Below are 17,404 nucleotides of genomic sequence, written 5' to 3' on the forward strand. Positions count from 1 at the left end.
TCCTCGGTGTGACCCCCGTGAAGCCACTCTTCCATCGCCCGCGACCATTGCGACTTGCGACACGTTTGACGCGGACCTGGCATCTTCGGTCACAATGGGCGGATGCGCGCCGACCTCATCGAACTTTCCCGGTCCATCGATCTCGCCCTCCTCGGCAACCGGGTCCGCAAATCTCGGCAACGCGCGGCGTTGACCCAGGCCGACGTCGCGGGCGAGAAGGTCTCGGTCGGCTACATCTCTCGGATCGAGAGCGGGCAGCGCCGGCCGGACCCCGAGGTGCTCGAGTCGATCGCGGGACGCCTCGGCGTCACGGCCGAGGAGCTCCTCCTCGGAGTTTCCCCCGACCGGGTCACCGAGCTGTTGGTGCTGCTCAACCACGCCGAGCTCGAGCTGGCGACCGGCTCGGTCGCCCAGGCACTCGAGACGGTGAACCGGATCCTCGCCGAGCCCGAGGTCGAAGACCTGCCCGACCTCGAGCGCGACGCGTCGTACCTGCGCGCGACCGCCCTCGAGGCGACTGGCGACCTCCAGTCCGCGATCCTGGTGCTCGAAGACCTCGCCGAGCAGTCGACCGGCGACCTGCGGTGGATCAACGGCCTCACTGCCCTCAGCCGGTGCTACCGCGAATCCGGCGAGCTCGGCCGGGCGATCGAGGTCGGCGAGCGCGCAGGCGCGTTCATCGAGGACCACGGCCTCGCGGGCCTCGATGAAGCGGTACGGCTGAGCCTGACCGTGGCCGGCGCCTACCTGGAGCGCGGCGACATCGGCTACGCCGCGCGGATGTGCCAGCGGGTGATCGACCGCGCCGAGGAGCTGGCCTCGCCGACCGCCAAGGCGTCGGCGTACTGGAACCTGTCGGCCATTGAGTCCAGGCGCGGCCACGCGGCCGTCGCCGTGGAGCTCGCCCGCCGCGCGCTCGGGATCCTCAGCGCCGTCGACGAGAGTCGTAGCCTCGTGCGGCTCCAGACCCAGCTGGCGATCCTGCAGCTCCGCCTGGACCCGCCCGAGGCCGCCGAAGCCCTCGAGCTGCTCCTGCGGGCCGAGCGAGCGATGACCGTCACCGGAGCCGGTCCCGCCGACGTTGCGGACAACCACCTCGCCCAGGCCAGGGCCCAGTTCCTGCTCGGCGACCCGGACTCCGCCCGACAGCTCGCGAGTGCGACGGTGGACAGGTCGCGCGGGACGGCGCCGATCGTGGCGGCCGACGCACTGGCCCTGCTCGGCCGGCTCAGCGCGCAGGCAGGCGACCTCGGTGCGGCCCGCGACCACTTCCAGCAGGCGGTCCTGCTGCTCAGCGGCGTGGGCGCCGACCGCTCGGCCGCCCAGCTCTGGTTCGAGCTGGCCGGACTGCTCGAGAGCATCGGCGAGGCGTCGAGTGCCCTGGACGCCTACAAGCGGGCAGGCGCAGCCACCGGATTGGTCGTGTCGACGACGTCGTCCGCACCGGTCACCGCGTGACCCTGCTCGACTAGCAGCAGAGGCGGTCTGCCGACACGACGCCGGCCGCACCCCCTGCCCCCTCGATGGCGCCGCCTGCGACCAGCAGCGACAGCACGATGAACACTCCGGCAAGCATGTTGCGAGTACGGCTCATGACCACATTCCCCTTTGATTCCATCCCCCCACTGGGAATGGTTTGACAAGTTACAGTCACATCTTGTCAAGGAATGTGCCATGATGGCTACACCGCGCGCCGAAAGCGGCCCCACTGGTCCCCCCTGGGGGCTGCTCTCGGGGGTGCGCGGTACTCGGAAATGCGACGACCCCGCCGGTGGCCATCCCCCTGGACCGGCGGGGTCGAGCGTTTTCAGGGCTGCTCAGCGCCAGCCGAGCTCCGGGGCGACGTAGCGGACGACGTTGTCCAGCACGTGGACGTTGTAGTCCACGCCGAGCTGGTTGGGCACGGTGAGCAGCACCGTGTCGGCAGCAGCGATCGCCTCGTCCTCGGCGAGGTCCTTGACCAGCTGGTCGACCTCCCCGGCGTACGACTTGCCGAAGCGGGCCAGGCCGCCGTCGATGTGACCCACCTGGTCCTGACTGCGGGACTCGTGCCCGAAGTAGGCACGGTCGAGGTCGCTGACGATCGGGAAGATGCTGCGACTGACCGACACCCGCGGCTCGCGCTCGTGCCCGGCCGCCCGCCACGCGTCGCGGAACATCTGGATCTGCTCGGCCTGCAACTGATGGAAGGGCACGCCGGTGTCCTCGGTGAGCAGGGTCGAGCTCATCAGGTTCATGCCCTGCTCGGCCGTCCACTCCGCGGTGGCGCGCGATCCGGCACCCCACCAGATCCGGTCCCGCAGACCTGGCGAGTGGGGCTCGAGCCGCAGGAGGCCAGGCGGGTTCGGGAACATCGGCCGTGGGTTCGGCTGCGCAAAGCCCTTACCCTCGATCACGTCGAGGAAGACCCGTGTGTGATCACGCGCCATGTCGGCGTGGTCCGAGCCCTCCCCTGGCTCGTAGCCGAAGTAGCGGAACCCGTCGATGACCTGCTCCGGTGACCCCCGGCTGATGCCGAGCTGGAGCCGACCGCCCGAGATCAGGTCTGCCGCGCCGGCGTCCTCCGCCATGTAGAGCGGGTTCTCGTAACGCATGTCGATGACGCCGGTCCCGATCTCGATCCGGCTGGTGCGCGCGCCGACGGCCGCGAGCAGCGGGTACGGCGACGCGAGCTGGCGCGCGAAGTGGTGCACCCGGAAGTAGGCACCGTCGGCACCCACCTCCTCGGCGGCGACCGCGAGGTCGATCGACTGGAGCAGAGCGTCGGCCGCCGAGCGCGTCTGGGACTGCGGCGAGTCGGTCCAGTGACCGAAGGACAGGAACCCGATCTTCTTCATGTTCATCTCAACAAAGTTGAAGCGTCAATCTTCCCGGGCATCGGCTCACGGAGCGTTCCAGCTCCGCAGGACCGGGCTCTCCCGCTCGTACGCGAGCACCGAGAGGGTGGCGGTGTCGAGCTGGAAGTGCCGTCCGCTGGCCACCGGGACGCCGAGCCAGCACGCGGCCAACGCCCGTAGAGAGTGACCGTGCCCGAAGACGAGCGTCCTGCCCTCCGTCGCACGCACCCGCGCGACGACCCGCTGGAGCCGAGCCTGCACCTGCGCCGCCGTCTCGCCGCCCGGTGTGGGGTGCGTCCAGATCGTCCAGCGTGGGTCACGGACCCGGATCTCGTCGGTGGTGATGCCCTCGTAGTCGCCGTAGTCCCACTCGGACAGGTCGTCGTCGGTCTCGGCGTCGGGGAAGCCCGCGAGCTCCGCCGTACGCCGGGCCCGCAGGCGCGGGCTGGTCAGCACCTGCGCGAAGTCGACGTCGCCCAGCCGGCCCTGCAGACCGCGCGCGACGGACTCACCATCCGGCAGCAGCGGGAGGTCGGTCGTCGACGTGTGCTTGCCGGCGACGCTCCACTCGGTCTTGCCATGGCGGACCGCCCAGAGCTCGTTCACGTGACCATTCAAGCGCGACGGCGCTCACTGGTGGCAGGGTGGGTCCATGACCGCGCCCGCCACGATCGTCGTCGGCTACGTGCCGACTCCCGAAGGTCTCGCCGCCGTCGAGTACGCCGTCGACGAGGCACAGCGCGGCACCGCCCGCCTGGTGATCGTCAACTCCGGTGTCCGCGGCTACGACTCCGACCCGGCGTTCGCGACCCCCACCGACCTCGACGCGCTCGCCGGCCGCCTGACTGGCCTCGGCATCGAGCACGAGATCCGCCAGGCGCCACAGGCGATCTCGCCAGCCGAGGAGATCCTGCAGGCAGCAAGCGACGTCGACGCCGACCTGATCGTGATCGGTCTGCGCCGGCGTTCGCCGGTCGGCAAGCTCTTCCTGGGGAGCAGCTCGCAGCAGGTGATCCTCGACGCCGCGTGCCCGGTCGTCGCGGTCAAGCGGCCCGACTGAGCCGGTGACGTAGCCCTCCTTCCAGCCGACTTCGACCACTGGTACGGCGGCCGGGACCCGCTCGACCCCACCAGCATCGGCGCTTTCACGGAGGGCTTCGATCGTCCGTGGTGGATCGTCAGAGGGTGGAGCATCGAGGTCTTCCACCGGCGTCCCCCGCCACGACGAGGACATGGACATCTCGATCCTGTCGAGCGACGCCTGAGCGTTCCGCCGATTCCTGGGCGATCACTGGTTCGACGAACGTTACACAGACGTCCGGACGGACAACCAGGTGTCGGTGCGCCGCAACCGCGCTACGCGTGCGCGGTCGCCGAGGCCACCTGGTGGCGGGGGTGGTCATGGCTGTCATAGGTCAACCCCATCAGGCACCACCGACCCTCAGAGGCCCAGAACCCCCTTGTTTTCACAGGGTCCTGGGAACTTGATGATCCATCTTCCGCACGATCGTGCGGCCTTTCCGCACGAACGTGTGAACAACCGGAACGCGACGTCCGTGGGGGGGTCGAGGCTCGGGCAGGGGGCCCTCACACCTCAACCACCGGAGACGGCCTCGAAACCGGCGATCGGCGATCAGTAGACGACCACGCCGCGGAGGTTCTTGCCCGCGTGCATGTCCTCGTAGCCGAGCGCGATCTCGTCGAGCTTGTAGGTGCGGGTGACCAGCTCATCGAGCTTGAGGCTGCCCTCCTGGTAGAGGCGCAGCAACTTGGGGATGTCCGTCTTCGGGTTGGAGGCGCCGAAGAGGGAGCCCTGGATCCGCTTCTGGAAGAGCGTGATGTCGGCGAGGGAGATGGGCGCGCCGACCGCTTGGACGTCGCCGAGCCCGGTAACGACGACGGTCCCGGCCTTGCGGATGGAGGCCATCGCCTGGGCAAGGTGGTCACCGGTGGTGACGCCGACGGTGACGATGGCGGAGTCCGCACCCTGGCCGTTGGTCACCGACTGGGCGAGCTCGGTGGCCTCCTCCATGGTCTCGACGGCGTGGGTGGCGCCGAGCTCCAGCGCCTTGGTGCGCTTGAACTCGACCGGGTCGACGGCGATCACCAACGACGCCCCGCCATGTGCCGCACCCTGGACGGCGTTGATGCCGATGCCGCCGATGCCCATGACGATCACGACGTCGCCGGGGCGTACGTCGGCGGAGTTGATCGCCGAGCCCCAGCCGGTGCCGACTCCGCACCCGATCAGGCAGGCCTTGTCGAGCGGGATGTCGTCGGCCACCTTGACCGCGGAGTCGACAGCCACAGTGGTCACCTCGGCGAACGTCGAGATGCCGCACATCTGGCCGACCGGCTTGCCGTCGTACGACAGGCGGAAGCTGGTGGGGTCGTCCCAGCGGGAGCCCATCAGGAGGGTGGCACCGAGGTCGCAGAGGTTCTGCATCCCGCGGGAGCACCAGGTGCACTGCCCGCACGACGGCAGGAACGAGAAGACCACGTGGTCACCCTCCTTCCATCCCGGCGTGTGCTGCCCGACCGCCGTGACGACGCCGGCACCCTCGTGACCGCCGCAGAACGGGTACATCCCGACGGGGATGTCGCCGGTGGCGACGTGGTCGTCCGAGTGGCACAGCCCGGATGCCGTCATCTGCACCTGGAGCTCACCCTGCCTCGGGTCCTCGACCTCGAGGTCGACCACCTCGTAGGTGCCCGGTGCCTCCTTGATGACTGCGCCGCGAGTGTGCATGATTCCTCCCGAAGATCGTTGGCGTGACCGACGTCACATCACGATCCTGCGCCGGACCCGTTGGCGACCGGTTGGTCCGACATCGCGTCTACGGCTCCAGCGTGTAGCCGAGGCCGGCGCTCGTCACCAGGTGCACCGGGTGCGCCGGGTCGGCCTCGAGCTTGCGGCGCAGCTGCGCGGCGTACACCCGCAGGTAGTTGGTCTCGTGCTCGTACGACGGCCCCCACACCTCGCGCAGCACCTGCTCGCGCGTGACGAGCCGGCCGAGGTTGCGGGCGAGGAGCTCGAGGAACGACCACTCGGTGGGCGTCAGTCGTACGTCGACGCCGCTGCGGGCGACCCGCTTGCGGGCCAGGTCGATGACCAGGTCGCCGACCACGACCTCGGTCGTCTCCGGAGCGGCATCCTGCCCTCGCCGTACGGCGGCGCGGAGACGGGCGAGCAGCTCGTTCATCGCGAACGGCTTCGTGACGTAGTCGTCGGCACCGAGGTCGAGCGCCTCGACCTTGTCCTCGCCGTGCTGGCGCGCCGACAGCACGACGATCGGGACCTTGGTCCAGCCGCGCAGACCCGCCAGCACCTCGGTGCCGTCGAGGTCCGGGAGCCCCAGGTCGAGCAGCACGACGTCCGGGTGCTCGGTCGCCGCCGCCTCCAGCGCCGACCGGCCGTCGGCTGCCGTCACGACCTCCCAGCCGTGCGCGCGCAGGTTGATCGCGAGCGCGCGGGCAAGCGCCGGCTCGTCGTCGACGACCAGGACCTTGCTCACGTTGTCTCCCAGGTCCGACGGCGCCGTGCGGCGGTGAGCAGGCAACCGTTCTCGGCCGCGGGCGAGCCAGGTTCGGTTGCTGACTCACCGCTGCACGGCGGCCTCATGCCTTCGCCCTTGGCACCGACAGCACCATGGTGAGGCCGCCGCCGGGCGTGTCCTCCGCCTCGAGGGTGCCGCCGACCGCCTCGGCGAGCCCGCGAGCGACTGCGAGCCCGAGACCGAGACCGCCGGCGCTGGTGTCGCCGAGCCGTTGGAACGGCTCGAACATCCGGCTCCGCCGGTCCTCCGGTACGCCGGGGCCGCGGTCCACGATGAGCACCTCGACGGCGTGCGGCAGCACGTGCGCGAGCACCCGCACCGGCGTACCGCCCGACACGCGGACCGCATTGGAGACCAGGTTGGCGACGACGCGCTCCAGCAGGCCTGCGTCGGTGTGCACGAGTGGCGCGGACTCGTCGACCTCCAGGGTCACGGCGCCCTCGGGCTGCCCGGCGACGGCCAGCGGCAGGATCTCCTCGAGGCTGCGGTCGCGAAGCACCGGGTGCAGCAGCCCCGACTCCAGTCGGGAGAGGTCGAGCAGGTTGTCGATCAGCCGCTCGAGCTGCTCGGTGGAGGAGTCGACCGCCGCGACCAGCTCGGCACGGTCGGCCTCGCCGAGCGACCCGGAGACGAGCCCGTCGACGGACGCGCGCACCGTGGCGAGCGGCGTCCGCAGGTCGTGCGAGACGGCCCGCAGCACCGACGTACTGGTCGCCTCGGCGCGCTCGAGAGCGGCGGCACGCTCCTCGCGCTCCCGGAGCCGTCGGTACTCGAGCACCAGGCCGGTCTGCACGGCGAAACCCTCGAGCACCCGCTGGTCGCTCGCCCGCAGCGCCGAGCCGCGCAGCGTGATGACGTGGTCGTCGTCGACCTGCACCCGGGTGTCGGCGGAGTCCGGGTCCGCGGCTGGTGCGGCGCCGCTGCTCGCGACGACGGTCCAGCCGGCGGGGCCACGCGCGAGCAGCGAGGCGGCCTCCTGCCCGAAGACCTCGCGGAGCCGCTCCACGATCGCCTCGGCGGTGTCCTGACCGGTCAGCACGGAGCGGGAGAGGGCACCCAGGGTGGCGGCCTCGGTCCGGGCGCGTACGGCGTCGGTCGCGCGTCGCGAGGCCCGGTCGACGACGGTCGCGACCCCGACAGCGACGGCCACGAACACCAACAGGGCCACGAGATTGGCCGGCTCGGAGATCGTGAAGCCGCGGACCGGTGGGGTGAAGAACCAGTTCATCAGCAGGAACCCGCCCAGCGCCGCCACCAGCGCCGGCACCAGCCCGCCGACGAGGGCGATCAGGACGGTGACGGCGAGGAACAGGAGCACGTCGAGCGGCAGCTGGTCGGGGTCGTCGGTCGCGCGGAGCACCAGGGTCAGCAGGACCGGGAGCACGACGGAGAGAGCGAGGCCGACGACCTGCCGACGACGGCTGAGCGGCGAGAGGTACCGGCGCGGCCTCGCGGCGCGGGCGCCCTCGCCGTGCGTGACGAGGTGGACGTCGATGGACCCGGCCAGGGAAGCGATCCGGTCCCCCGTCGTACCGGCGAAGAGGCGCCGCACCCGGCCGTGGCGGGAGACGCCGACGACGACCATGGTCGCGTTGGCCCCGGTCGCGAAGTCGACCACCGCTGCCGACACGTCCTCCCCGACCACCGAGTGGAACGTGCCGCCGAGCGAGGCCACCAGCTGCTGGGCGCGGGCGATCCGGCTCTCGTCGGGGTTGGCCAGGCCGTCGTTGACGATGACGTGGACGGCGAGCAGCTCCGAGCCGGCAGCGCGCTGGGCGAGCCGCGCGCCGCGACGCAGCAGCGTCTCGCTCTCAGCGCCGCCGGTGACTGCGACGACGATCCGCTCCTTCGCCGGCCAGGGCGCCTCGATCTGGTGCGCCTTGCGATAGTCCCCGAGCGCGTCGTCGACCCGGTCGGCCAGCCAGAGCAGGGCGAGCTCGCGCAGCGCGGTCAGGTTGCCGACCCGGAAGTACGACGCGAGCGACGCGTCGATCTGCTCGGGGCGGTAGATGTTGCCGTGCGCCATCCGGCGGCGCAGCGCGTCCGGCGACATGTCGACGAGCTGGATCTGGTCGGCCGTGCGGACCACCTCGTCGGGCACGGTCTCTCGCTGCCGCACCCCGATGATCCGCTCGACCTCGTCGTTGAGCGACTCCAGGTGCTGGATGTTGACGGTGGTGATGACGTCGATGCCGGCGGCGCGCAGCCGCTCCACGTCCTCGGCCCGCTTCTCGGTCGCGCTGCCCGGCACGTTGGTGTGCGCGAGCTCGTCGACGCAGACCACCGCCGGCCGGCGGGCGAGCACGGCCTCGGTGTCCATCTCGGTGAAGGTCGCGCCCCGGTAGGACAGTTCCCGCCGCGGCACCACCTCGAGGCCGTCGAGCATGCCGGTCGTCACCTCGCGACCGTGCGTCTCGACGTACCCGACGACCACGTCGGTGCCGCGCTCGCACCGGCGGCGCGCCTCCGAGAGCATCGCGTAGGTCTTGCCGACACCGGGCGCGGCTCCGAGGTAGACCGTGAGCCGCCCCCGGCGCACAACCTCGAGGCCCGCGTCCATGGTCACGATCCTGCCAGCACCGCGATGTCGGGCGTTCCTGACAGGCCCGTACGACGGCACGACACCATGCCCTGGTGGGCGGGCTCGGGCTGCTCGCGATCACGGCGCTCACGGTCGGGCTGGGCCGGTGGGCGGGCGTCGGGCTCGGGCTCTTCCCGCTCTGGGCGATCCTGCGCGCCGTCGTCCAGCTGACGGTCGTGGCCCTGCTGCTGCGCGGCATCCTCGCCGTGCCGTGGACCGTGGTGCTCTTCCCGAGCACACGAGGAGATCGGCCGCGAGGCCGTCCGCAAGTCGCTGCTGCCGACGCTCGACCAGACGAAGTCGACCGGGCTCGCCACGGTGCCGGGCGCCTTCGTCGGTGCTCTCTTCGGCGGTGCCAGCCCGGCCGAGGCGGCCCAGTTCCAGCTGGTGGTGCTCGCCGACATCGCCCTGGCGATGATCGTCACGAGCATCGTGGTCACGCAGATCGCCGGCCGGACGCCGTACCTGGCTGGGAACCGGGCCTGACCGTCAGGCTCCCGGCCAGCGCGGCGAGCACGTCAGCGGCATCGAAGAGCTGGCCGGGCGCCGACGCGCCCGGGCCGCGGTGGCGACCGTCGAGGAGGCGGACCACGCCCTCGACCACGATCGGCGCGGTCACGGCGTAGATGTCACGACCCGACGCCGTGAGGCGGCGGGCGTCCGAGCCTCGGCGTACGACGACGTCGACGACGAACTGCTGAGCCGACCTGCCGTCCTCCTCGACGGCCGTCGGCGGCGGGGTGGCGGCGTCATGCAGGTCCTCGAGGGAAGCGGTGTTGAGGTAGGAGCGGAGCTCGCCGACGCGGAGGTGGCGGTCGACCGTGACGACCTCCGAGAACGGCAGCTGCACGACAGCCTGGTCGCCCAGCGGCTCCGGGAAGGACCAGACGCCGGTCGGCGCGGGAGCGGCCAACGCAGCCAGTGCACCATCGCGGATCACCAGGCGGGTCGCGGTGTTGCGGGCGCCGGTCTCGCGCGTCCCTGCGGTCGGCCACCAGCGGTCCAGGCCGATGCTGACCTCGACCTCGTCCGCACTGGACTCTCCGCCGAGGGCCGCGGTGGCCAGCAGGTCGGCCAGCCCGCCGTAGAACGCCATCGCCGGCACGACCGCCACACCGGCCTCACGCGCCGGCGCATCGAGCTCTCGATAGAGCTCTCGCACAACGCCCTGCTCGGCCGTGACGTCGAGGTAGTGGGCGCCGGCCGCGACGGCGGCGCGCGCCAGCGGCAGTGCGGTGTCGAGGAACGGCCCCGCTGTGTTGACGACCGCGCCGACACCCCCGAGCGCCCGCCGCAGGGCCTCGGCGTCGTCCAGGCCGACGACGACCCGCTCGAGGGCGGCGTACCGCTGCGGGAGATCGGCGAGCCGGGCGGCGTTGCGCCCGGCCAGCACCGGCGTCAGCCCGCGCCTCAGCAGCTCGTCGACGACGAAACGCCCGGTGTGACCCGTGGCGCCGTAGACCAGGACTCGTTCACAGGTGCTCATGACGTCAATCCTCGGCGAGCCGATGGCCGCCGACGAGCGTCCGAAACGACGCTGTGCGTACAGTTTCAGACATGCCCCGGATCGCCCTCGCCATGCCCGAGTTCCCGATGCTCTACGAGGTCGCGATCGCCTCCGAGATCCTCGGCGTCGACCGGTCGGACCTGTCCCCCACCGGCGAGTGGTACGACCTCGTGGTCTGCACGGTCGACGGCGCCGAGCATCCCTGGTTGCCGGGTCTGCCGACCGCGTCGTACGCCGAGATCGCACGGGTCGACACCGTCGTCGTGCCCTCCACCGACGACCTGGACGTCGACCCGAGGTCCGACCTGGTGCTGGCGCTGCGCGACGCGCACCGGCGTGGGGTCCGGGTCGCATCCCTGTGCACCGGCGCGTTCGTGCTGGCGGCAGCCGGCCTCCTCGACGGCCGGCCCGCGACGACCCACTGGATGCACGCCGACGACCTCGCCCGCCGCTACCCGGAGATCGACGTGCGGGCAGACGTGCTCTACGTCGACGACGGCGACGTGCTCACGTCTGCCGGAAAGACCGCGGCGGTCGACCTCTGCATCCACCTCGTGCGCCGCGATCTGGGCGCCTCGGCGGCCAACGGGATCGCGCGACAGCTCGTCGTCCCCGCCCACCGCAAGGGCGGGCAGGCGCAGTTCATCACGCCGCCCGCCGAGCCCCGGAGCCCCGACGGCCTGGCACCGACGCTGGAGTGGGCACACGCCCGCCTCGATCAGGCCCTCACCGTGCGTGACCTCGCGGGCCACGCCGGTCTCAGCACCCGGCAGCTCGCCCGTCGCATGCAGAGCGAGGTCCAGGCGGGCCCGCTCGACTGGCTCCACCAGCAGCGCATCGCGCGAGCCCAGGAGCTCCTCGAACGCACCGACGCCTCCGTCGAGCAGGTCGCCGCCGGTTGCGGGATGGGCACCGCCGCGACCCTGCGACGCCACTTCCACCGTGCGGTGGGAGTGACGCCGACGGCGTACCGCGCGACGTTCCGGGTGGGCTGAGGCGGTGGTTGGATGGCCGCCATGGCGAACTACGCGGACTTCCAGACCGGCCTCTACTTCGCAGGCCTGGCCGGCGAGACGCCGGCGTACCCGTTGACCTTCACGGGCCTCGAGGCCGCCGCCCGAGACACGATGGAGCACCGGCTGTGGGACTACGTGTCCGGCGGCGCGGGCGACGAGCACACCCAGCGCGGCAACGTCGCGGCCTTCGAGCGCTGGGGCATCCTGCCGCGGATGCTGTCGGGAGCGGCGGACCGCGACCTGTCGGTCGACCTCTTCGGCCACACCCTGCGGGCGCCGATCTTCCTCGCTCCCATCGGCGTGCTAGGCGTGATGACCGACGACGAGCACGGCGACCTCGCCACCGCTGCGGCGTCGGCCGCCTCCGGCGTACCCATGGTCGCGTCGACGTTGATGCAGGACCCGATGGAGGAGGTCGCAGCAGCGCTCGGGGGCACCCCCGGCTTCTTCCAGCTCTACACGCCCAACGACCGCGAGCTGGCGGAGAGCTTCGTCCGTCGCGCCGAGGCGTCGGGCTTCCGCGGCATCGTGGTCACCCTCGACACGTGGACGCTCGGCTACCGACCCCGCGACCTCCAGCACGCGACCTTCCCGCAGCTGCGCGGCGCCTGCCTGGCCAACTACACCTCCGATCCCGTCTTCAGGTCCCGGCTGGCCGCGCCGCCCGGGGAGGACCCGGCCGCGGCCGCGTTCCAGTGGGCGCTGACCTTCGGCAACCCGACCCTGACCTGGGACGACCTCGCGTGGCTGCGTGGACTCACCGACCTGCCCCTGCTGCTCAAGGGCATCTGCCACCCCGACGACGTACGCCGGGCCAAGGACGCGGGCGTCGACGGCATCTACTGCTCCAACCACGGCGGACGACAGGCCGCGAGCGCCCCGGCTCTCGACCTGCTGCCGGCGGTCGTCGACGCCGCCGAGGGCCTGCCGGTGCTGTTCGACTCCGGCGTGCGCTCCGGGGCCGACATCGTGAAGGCGCTCGCCCTCGGGGCCACCGCGGTGGGCATCGGGCGGCCCTACGGGTACGGCGCCGTGCTGGGCGGCACCGCCGGGATCGAGTTCGTGCTCTCGTGCCTGCTCGCCGAAGCCGACCTGACCATGGGTCTGAACGGCTACGCCAGCATCGCCGAGCTCACCCGGGACGTCCTGGTCCGGATCCAGGCCTGACGCTCTGCTGGACGTGCGAAGGCCCCTCACCGCGCGCGGCGAGGGGCCTTCCGCTTCGTCGTAGGTGGAACCGCGCGGCTCAGGCGCCGCGTCCTCCGCGGACGCGACCGAGGATGAAGAGCACCAGGGCGACGATGGCGAGAATGATGAGGATGGTCCACAACATGGCGAGATTCCGTCCGTTCGTTGGATCGAGACGCCGTCGACCGGACCTGGGTCAGGCACCGGAGGGCCGCGTCCCGCGCGCCTTTGGGCGCACAGGAACAGTTCCCCGTGACCGGAAAGCCAAACGGTGCGAGTACGCCTCAGCTCGCTCTCGCACTGCTGCGCCGGCTCGTCTCGCCGGGGTCGCCGGCCAGCAGGTCCAGGTCGAACGTGGTCCGGAGGCCTGCGAGCTCCGCAACCCGGAGGAAGCGGTCGCTCGCCGCGGCGACCGTGACGCTCCCGCCGTACGGCGTGACCGAGTTGCGCAAACCCACGAACATGCCGAGTCCACCGGCATCGACGAACGAGACGGCGCTCGCGTCGACGACGATGTCGATGCACCCGCGATCGATCGCCTGCTCGAGCCGGAAGCGGAGGGTCCGGGCCGCGAACGTGTCGAACTCACCCGTGAGGACCAGGTGAGCCTGAGGCGGGAGGAGAGCGACTGCCGAGAAGAACGCCATGCGACATCCAAGGGTGGTGATCAACCGAGGCCGGGACACCGGGGGTCGGGGTCCGAGATCTGGGCTGGTCCTGACGCTACCCGTCGGAAGCGGGTCGCTGCCTCACCCCAAGAGAGGGCTGTGGAAGACGGCCGGCTCAGCTGACCGCTCCGATCGATCCGAGGTCGGGGAAGTCGTTGGAAGCCGGCCCTGCGATGTAGTTGGCAACCTTCGACCCGTGCAGCATGAAGAACCTCCGGACGCTGAGCGGGTCGTAGGAACCGATCGGCAACGGCGCCCCAAAATCGTTATCGGAGGCCCGTGAGTCTCTGTCGGTTCAGCCGCGACGGCGAAGACGTTCCTCGAGGACCCGCACCCGATCCTCGAGGGAGATGACGCGCGCGATGCCGGCGAGGTTGAGCCCTTCGGCGAGGAGCTCGCGCACGCGGTGGAGCCGATCGATGTCGTCGGGGCTGTACAGGCGCGATCCACCGGGCGTGCGGTCGGGCGCGACAAGGCCGCGGCGCTCGTAGACGCGCAGGTTCTGGATCTCCATCGACACCATCTGCGCGGCCACCGAGATCGCGAACACGCCGCGACTTCGGGTGCGCTTCTCCTCTTGACTCGGGCTCACGGATTGACTATATAAAACCTGTAACCGTCAGTACAGGTCCAAGGATGTTGAGGTCCTTGGCGCGATGAACCAGGAGGACATGTGATGCTGATCCGTACGACCGACCCGTTCCGTGACCTCGACCGCCTGGCTCAGCAGGTCTTGGGCACTACGAACCGCCCCGCGGTCATGCCGATGGACGCGTGGCGCGAAGGTGACCGCTTCGTCATCGAGTTCGACCTCCCCGGTGTGGCCCGGGACAGCATCGACCTCGACGTCGAACGCAATGTGCTCACGATCCGGGCCGAGCGCGTGGCTCGCAACGGCGACTGGGAGTCCCTCGCCTCGGAGCGCCCGCGCGGCGTGTTCAGCCGCCAGCTGGTGCTCGGGGACAACCTCGATCTGGAGCACATCGAAGCCGGCTACGCCGACGGCGTGCTGCGACTCGTGGTTCCGGTCGCGGAGAAGGCGAAGCCCCGCAAGATCGAGGTCGGGCTGGGCCCGACGGCAGACCGCAGCGACAGTCCGGCTGCCATCCACGCCTGACCCATCGCTCGCCCTCCGTTCGACGGTGGGCGAGCGCGCGACGACGAGACCCCGGGGGAACCGCCCTTACGCAGGCGAGCGGGTCCCCGGGGTTGCCGCTCGCAGAACGTCGAGGTCGCGCACAGCGGTTCACCTTCACCCGTTGTGGGTATGACGCGGACACCCATCGAACAGAAGGCTGGGCGGATGGCTCGGATGAGGTGTCGCGCATGACGAGGACTTCCGAACGCCGCCGTCCGCAGCCGTTCAAGAGGTACGGGCCGCACGCCGGCAAGGTCATCACGCTGGTCATCATCCTCGGGAGCCTGGGAGGCTCGCTTCTCTTCGGCAGGTCGGACCCTCCGGAGCCGGCCGTCGCGCCGCTGTCGACGGTCGTGACCGCCATCGAGCAGGGCGACGTCAAGGGCGCGGAGCTGTACGACGGCGAGAACACCGTGACCATCACCCTCGACGACGGAAGCGTGCTGTCGGCGCACTATCCGTACGCGTACTCCGACAGCCTGACGAAGCTCCTGCTCCAGCACGATGTCCTGGTCGAGACCACGGCCCCCGAGCCGCCATCGGTCGTGGGCCGAGTCCTGCTCTCACTACTCCCCCTCCTCGTCATCGTGGGGCTACTGATCTGGCTGGCTCGATCGCGGGTCCTCACCGGGGGCATCGGGAAGTTCTCCGGCAAGCGCGGCCAGCAGATCGGAGAGGTCCCCGACGACCGCTTCACGGACGTGGCCGGCTGCGACGAGGCCATCGACGACCTCAGAGAGCTGGTGGAGCTCCTCAAGGCCCCCGACCGTTTCATCGCCCTGGGCGCGAAGGCCCCGCGCGGAGGTCTCCTGGTCGGGCCACCCGGCACCGGCAAGACGCTGCTGGCCCGTGCCGTGGCCGGCGAGGCACGACTGCCGTTCTTCGCCCTCGCCGGGTCCGACTTCGTCGAGACGTTCGCCGGTGTCGGCGCCAAGCGGGCACGCGACCTGTTCGACCGCGCGAGGAGGGCCGGCGGGGCGATCATCTTCATCGACGAGATCGACGCCGTCGGCCGCACCCGCAGCAACGGGCCCAGCCATGGCGGCGAGTCGGAGCGCGAGAACACCCTCATCGCCCTGCTCAGCGAGATGGACGGCTTCGCGTCCGACGTACGCATCGTGGTCCTCGCCGCGACCAACCGCTACGACGTCCTCGATCCCGCGCTGACCCGACCGGGACGACTGGACCGGGTCATCCAGGTCCCCGCACCCGACCGACGCGGCCGCGAAGCGATCCTCGCCGTCCACACCCGTGGCAAGGAGCTCGGCCCGGACGTCGACCTGACCCTGCTTGCCCGTCGTACGCCGGGCATGACGGGCGCCGACCTCGCCCAGGTGGTCAACGAGGCCCGCCTCGAGGCAGCGCGACGGTCGGTGACCGTCGTCGACGGCGGTTGCTTCGACGCGGCGGTCGCCACCGTCACGCTCGGTCGCGCCCGCACCTCGGCCCTGGTCACCGAGCACGACCGGCTCATCACGGCTTGGCACGAGGCCGGGCACACAGTCGCCGCACTGGTGCAGCCGGAAGCCGACGACCCGGTCAGCGTGTCCATCGTCCCCCGCGGCGCAGCCGGCGGCGTCACCTGGATGAGCGGATCCGACGACCAGTTCCTGACCCGGCGCAAGGCACACGCCCGCCTGTGCGTGTCGATGGCGGGCCGAGCGGCCGAGGAGCTGCTGCTCGACGGTGAGTACACCCAGGGAGCGCACGGCGACCTGGCCGCTGCCTCCGCCCTCGCGTACACGATGGTGACCCAGCACGGCATGAGCAGCCTGGGCTACGCAGTCGTCGCCGCGGACACGGTCCGCATGGGCGGTGCCGTCGCCGAGCGGGTGCACCTCGAGGTCGACCGGCTGCTGCGCGACGCACACCACGAGGCCGGGGCCTTGCTGCACGCCCACGCCGACCTGGTGCGCGCGATCGCCGAGGCACTGCTCGAGCACGAGAGCCTGTCGCGTGCCGACATCGCCGCGATCTTCGGTGCCCAGCGCACGTCCACCGCAGTCCCGTAGGCACGCGCCGACCAGCTGGCGAGGCGAGACCCACCTCGGCTCGGCCCGACGTTCGTCACCGGCCCCGAGCACTCCGGGTCGAGCCCGTGCCCAGCGGGGCGGACATCGCCTCCTCGAGCGAGTCGAACGCCGGGAACACACGAGCGCATCCGGCCAGCATGAGAAGTCTCCGCGCGCTTCGGGAGGGCGCGACCAGACGCACGCTCCCGCCCGCCCCCATCGCCCGGTGCCGGATGCTGCCGCCCACCGCGCTCAAGCCGGCGGCGTCCATGAACGTCACCCGCTGCAGGTCGAAGACGACCCGTGTGGTGTCGACGCCGACCAGGTCCGCGACGAGCGCGACGACCTGGACGTCCATCTCGCCCTCGACCTCGACCACCGTCCAGGACCCGGACCGATGCACGCGCACGGCCACGGACGGCACGGCTTCGCTCGCTCGCCGGGCCCACAGGTCGACCACTGCGGCCACGCCACGGCCGTTCACCGGCTCCGCACTCATCATCGAACCCTCGATCATCGTCACGCGCTCGATGGCGGGGGCTCGGCCACTGGAACCTCCATCATGACCCCTTCCCGCGCGGGAGTACATGCCCGTCCTGACGGGGAGTCGGCGACGCGGCGCAGCCGCCACCGTGCCTGAGCGGTCACCGACCCGAGCGGACGCGGCGGCCGCCAGAGCAGTAACCTCCGGGCATCGGCCACGATGGCACCGACCGAGCATGGTCACGTCCGGTTCGCGGCTACTTCGAACCCGCTGGGTAGCCGACTACCGTGCAGCTATCGGACGATAGGCGCAACGAAGACGTCTTTCGCGAAGCCCCGCATGCACCCGGATCATCCGCTGAGGCAAAGCAAGAACGGTCACGACCGGTTTGTATCGGACAGAGCCCCGTTGGGTAG

At 71.0% G+C, this 17,404-nt stretch carries 18 protein-coding genes; 7 read left to right on the forward strand and 11 right to left on the reverse strand.

The annotated features are described in order from the left end of the window. Positions 1 to 102 precede the first annotated feature (102 nt). Entirely contained in the window at positions 103 to 1,458 is a 1,356-nt protein-coding gene (locus ABEA33_RS03940) for a helix-turn-helix domain-containing protein (protein WP_345525286.1), read from the forward strand. A 10-nt stretch (positions 1,459 to 1,468) separates the two neighbouring features. Here the strand turns inward: ABEA33_RS03940 and ABEA33_RS03945 are convergent, their stop codons facing one another. From ABEA33_RS03945 to ABEA33_RS03955, 3 genes are all read right to left on the reverse strand, one after another. Beyond that, on the reverse strand, positions 1,469 to 1,594 hold the full coding sequence (locus ABEA33_RS03945; protein WP_345525287.1) for a hypothetical protein: 126 nt from the start codon (positions 1,592 to 1,594) through the stop codon (positions 1,469 to 1,471). A gap of 223 nt (positions 1,595 to 1,817) precedes the next feature. Further along, on the reverse strand, positions 1,818 to 2,843 hold the full coding sequence (locus tag ABEA33_RS03950) for an LLM class flavin-dependent oxidoreductase (protein ID WP_425577309.1): 1,026 nt from the start codon (positions 2,841 to 2,843) through the stop codon (positions 1,818 to 1,820). Between the two features lie 39 nt (positions 2,844 to 2,882). Then, positions 2,883 to 3,443, reverse strand: a complete 561-nt coding sequence (locus ABEA33_RS03955; protein WP_345525288.1) for a histidine phosphatase family protein — start codon at positions 3,441 to 3,443, stop codon at positions 2,883 to 2,885. 46 nt (positions 3,444 to 3,489) lie between these two features. On the opposite strand from ABEA33_RS03955, the gene ABEA33_RS03960 reads away from it, so the two are divergent. Next, complete coding sequence (locus tag ABEA33_RS03960) at positions 3,490 to 3,897, forward strand: universal stress protein (RefSeq protein ID WP_345525289.1); 408 nt, start codon at positions 3,490 to 3,492, stop codon at positions 3,895 to 3,897. Between the two features lie 573 nt (positions 3,898 to 4,470). On the opposite strand, the gene ABEA33_RS03965 is transcribed toward ABEA33_RS03960, so the two are convergent. From ABEA33_RS03965 to ABEA33_RS03975, 3 genes are all read right to left on the reverse strand, one after another. After that, on the reverse strand, positions 4,471 to 5,586 hold the full coding sequence (locus tag ABEA33_RS03965; protein WP_345525290.1) for an NDMA-dependent alcohol dehydrogenase: 1,116 nt from the start codon (positions 5,584 to 5,586) through the stop codon (positions 4,471 to 4,473). Between the two features lie 88 nt (positions 5,587 to 5,674). Continuing rightward, the gene (locus ABEA33_RS03970) at positions 5,675 to 6,352 is read right to left on the reverse strand and encodes a response regulator (protein WP_345525291.1); all 678 of its coding nucleotides are present in this window, start codon (positions 6,350 to 6,352) and stop codon (positions 5,675 to 5,677) included. Positions 6,353 to 6,455: 103 nt separating this feature from the next. Beyond that, the gene (locus tag ABEA33_RS03975; protein ID WP_345525292.1) at positions 6,456 to 8,954 is read right to left on the reverse strand and encodes a sensor histidine kinase; all 2,499 of its coding nucleotides are present in this window, start codon (positions 8,952 to 8,954) and stop codon (positions 6,456 to 6,458) included. 297 nt (positions 8,955 to 9,251) lie between these two features. Between ABEA33_RS03975 and ABEA33_RS03980 the strand changes: the two genes are divergently transcribed. After that, complete coding sequence (locus ABEA33_RS03980; protein WP_345525435.1) at positions 9,252 to 9,461, forward strand: ABC transporter permease; 210 nt, start codon at positions 9,252 to 9,254, stop codon at positions 9,459 to 9,461. On the opposite strand, the gene ABEA33_RS03985 is transcribed toward ABEA33_RS03980, so the two are convergent. After that, entirely contained in the window at positions 9,412 to 10,461 is a 1,050-nt protein-coding gene (locus tag ABEA33_RS03985) for a saccharopine dehydrogenase NADP-binding domain-containing protein (RefSeq protein ID WP_345525293.1), read from the reverse strand. The two genes, ABEA33_RS03980 and ABEA33_RS03985, sit on opposite strands and share 50 nt — an antisense overlap. Before the next feature lie 71 nt (positions 10,462 to 10,532). Between ABEA33_RS03985 and ABEA33_RS03990 the strand changes: the two genes are divergently transcribed. Next, positions 10,533 to 11,477, forward strand: a complete 945-nt coding sequence (locus ABEA33_RS03990) for a GlxA family transcriptional regulator (RefSeq protein WP_345525294.1) — start codon at positions 10,533 to 10,535, stop codon at positions 11,475 to 11,477. A gap of 21 nt (positions 11,478 to 11,498) precedes the next feature. Further along, positions 11,499 to 12,665 carry an alpha-hydroxy-acid oxidizing protein gene (locus ABEA33_RS03995; RefSeq protein WP_345525295.1) on the forward strand — a complete coding sequence of 389 codons (1,167 nt, stop codon included), beginning with the start codon at positions 11,499 to 11,501 and terminating at the stop codon, positions 12,663 to 12,665. Between the two features lie 305 nt (positions 12,666 to 12,970). Here the strand turns inward: ABEA33_RS03995 and ABEA33_RS04000 are convergent, their stop codons facing one another. The 3 genes from ABEA33_RS04000 to ABEA33_RS04010 all read right to left on the reverse strand — a co-directional run bounded on the left by ABEA33_RS04000 (position 12,971) and on the right by ABEA33_RS04010 (position 13,946). After that, complete coding sequence (locus tag ABEA33_RS04000) at positions 12,971 to 13,333, reverse strand: STAS domain-containing protein (RefSeq protein WP_345525296.1); 363 nt, start codon at positions 13,331 to 13,333, stop codon at positions 12,971 to 12,973. 136 nt (positions 13,334 to 13,469) lie between these two features. Then, a complete protein-coding gene (locus ABEA33_RS04005; RefSeq protein WP_345525297.1) occupies positions 13,470 to 13,604 on the reverse strand; it encodes a hypothetical protein in 135 nt (44 codons plus the stop codon). A gap of 45 nt (positions 13,605 to 13,649) precedes the next feature. Then, positions 13,650 to 13,946, reverse strand: a complete 297-nt coding sequence (locus ABEA33_RS04010; protein ID WP_345525298.1) for a MerR family transcriptional regulator — start codon at positions 13,944 to 13,946, stop codon at positions 13,650 to 13,652. A gap of 84 nt (positions 13,947 to 14,030) precedes the next feature. Between ABEA33_RS04010 and ABEA33_RS04015 the strand changes: the two genes are divergently transcribed. Together ABEA33_RS04015 and ABEA33_RS04020 are read left to right on the forward strand one after the other, a co-directional pair. After that, complete coding sequence (locus ABEA33_RS04015; protein WP_345525299.1) at positions 14,031 to 14,471, forward strand: Hsp20/alpha crystallin family protein; 441 nt, start codon at positions 14,031 to 14,033, stop codon at positions 14,469 to 14,471. A gap of 209 nt (positions 14,472 to 14,680) precedes the next feature. Further along, on the forward strand, positions 14,681 to 16,504 hold the full coding sequence (locus tag ABEA33_RS04020; protein WP_345525300.1) for an ATP-dependent metallopeptidase FtsH/Yme1/Tma family protein: 1,824 nt from the start codon (positions 14,681 to 14,683) through the stop codon (positions 16,502 to 16,504). A 55-nt stretch (positions 16,505 to 16,559) separates the two neighbouring features. On the opposite strand, the gene ABEA33_RS04025 is transcribed toward ABEA33_RS04020, so the two are convergent. Then, positions 16,560 to 17,003: an STAS domain-containing protein gene (locus ABEA33_RS04025; protein ID WP_345525301.1), complete on the reverse strand. Its 444-nt coding sequence runs from the start codon at positions 17,001 to 17,003 to the stop codon at positions 16,560 to 16,562. Between the last annotated feature and the right edge of the window lie 401 nt (positions 17,004 to 17,404).

Origin of the sequence: Nocardioides endophyticus, from assembly GCF_039543845.1 — a bacterium.
Classification (GTDB): Bacteria; Actinomycetota; Actinomycetes; order Propionibacteriales; family Nocardioidaceae; genus Nocardioides; species Nocardioides endophyticus.

Coding starts and splice junctions, on each gene's coding strand:
- ABEA33_RS03940 (WP_345525286.1), top strand. CDS start 103: ATGCGCGCCGACCTCATCGAACTTTCCCGGTCCATCGATCTCGCCCTC.
- ABEA33_RS03945 (WP_345525287.1), bottom strand. CDS start 1,594: ATGAGCCGTACTCGCAACATGCTTGCCGGAGTGTTCATCGTGCTGTCG.
- ABEA33_RS03950 (WP_425577309.1), bottom strand. CDS start 2,843: ATGAACATGAAGAAGATCGGGTTCCTGTCCTTCGGTCACTGGACCGAC.
- ABEA33_RS03960 (WP_345525289.1), top strand. CDS start 3,490: ATGACCGCGCCCGCCACGATCGTCGTCGGCTACGTGCCGACTCCCGAA.
- ABEA33_RS03965 (WP_345525290.1), bottom strand. CDS start 5,586: ATGCACACTCGCGGCGCAGTCATCAAGGAGGCACCGGGCACCTACGAG.
- ABEA33_RS03975 (WP_345525292.1), bottom strand. CDS start 8,954: ATGGACGCGGGCCTCGAGGTTGTGCGCCGGGGGCGGCTCACGGTCTAC.
- ABEA33_RS03985 (WP_345525293.1), bottom strand. CDS start 10,461: ATGAGCACCTGTGAACGAGTCCTGGTCTACGGCGCCACGGGTCACACC.
- ABEA33_RS03990 (WP_345525294.1), top strand. CDS start 10,533: ATGCCCCGGATCGCCCTCGCCATGCCCGAGTTCCCGATGCTCTACGAG.
- ABEA33_RS03995 (WP_345525295.1), top strand. CDS start 11,499: ATGGCGAACTACGCGGACTTCCAGACCGGCCTCTACTTCGCAGGCCTG.
- ABEA33_RS04000 (WP_345525296.1), bottom strand. CDS start 13,333: ATGGCGTTCTTCTCGGCAGTCGCTCTCCTCCCGCCTCAGGCTCACCTG.
- ABEA33_RS04015 (WP_345525299.1), top strand. CDS start 14,031: ATGCTGATCCGTACGACCGACCCGTTCCGTGACCTCGACCGCCTGGCT.
- ABEA33_RS04020 (WP_345525300.1), top strand. CDS start 14,681: ATGACGAGGACTTCCGAACGCCGCCGTCCGCAGCCGTTCAAGAGGTAC.
- ABEA33_RS04025 (WP_345525301.1), bottom strand. CDS start 17,003: ATGAGTGCGGAGCCGGTGAACGGCCGTGGCGTGGCCGCAGTGGTCGAC.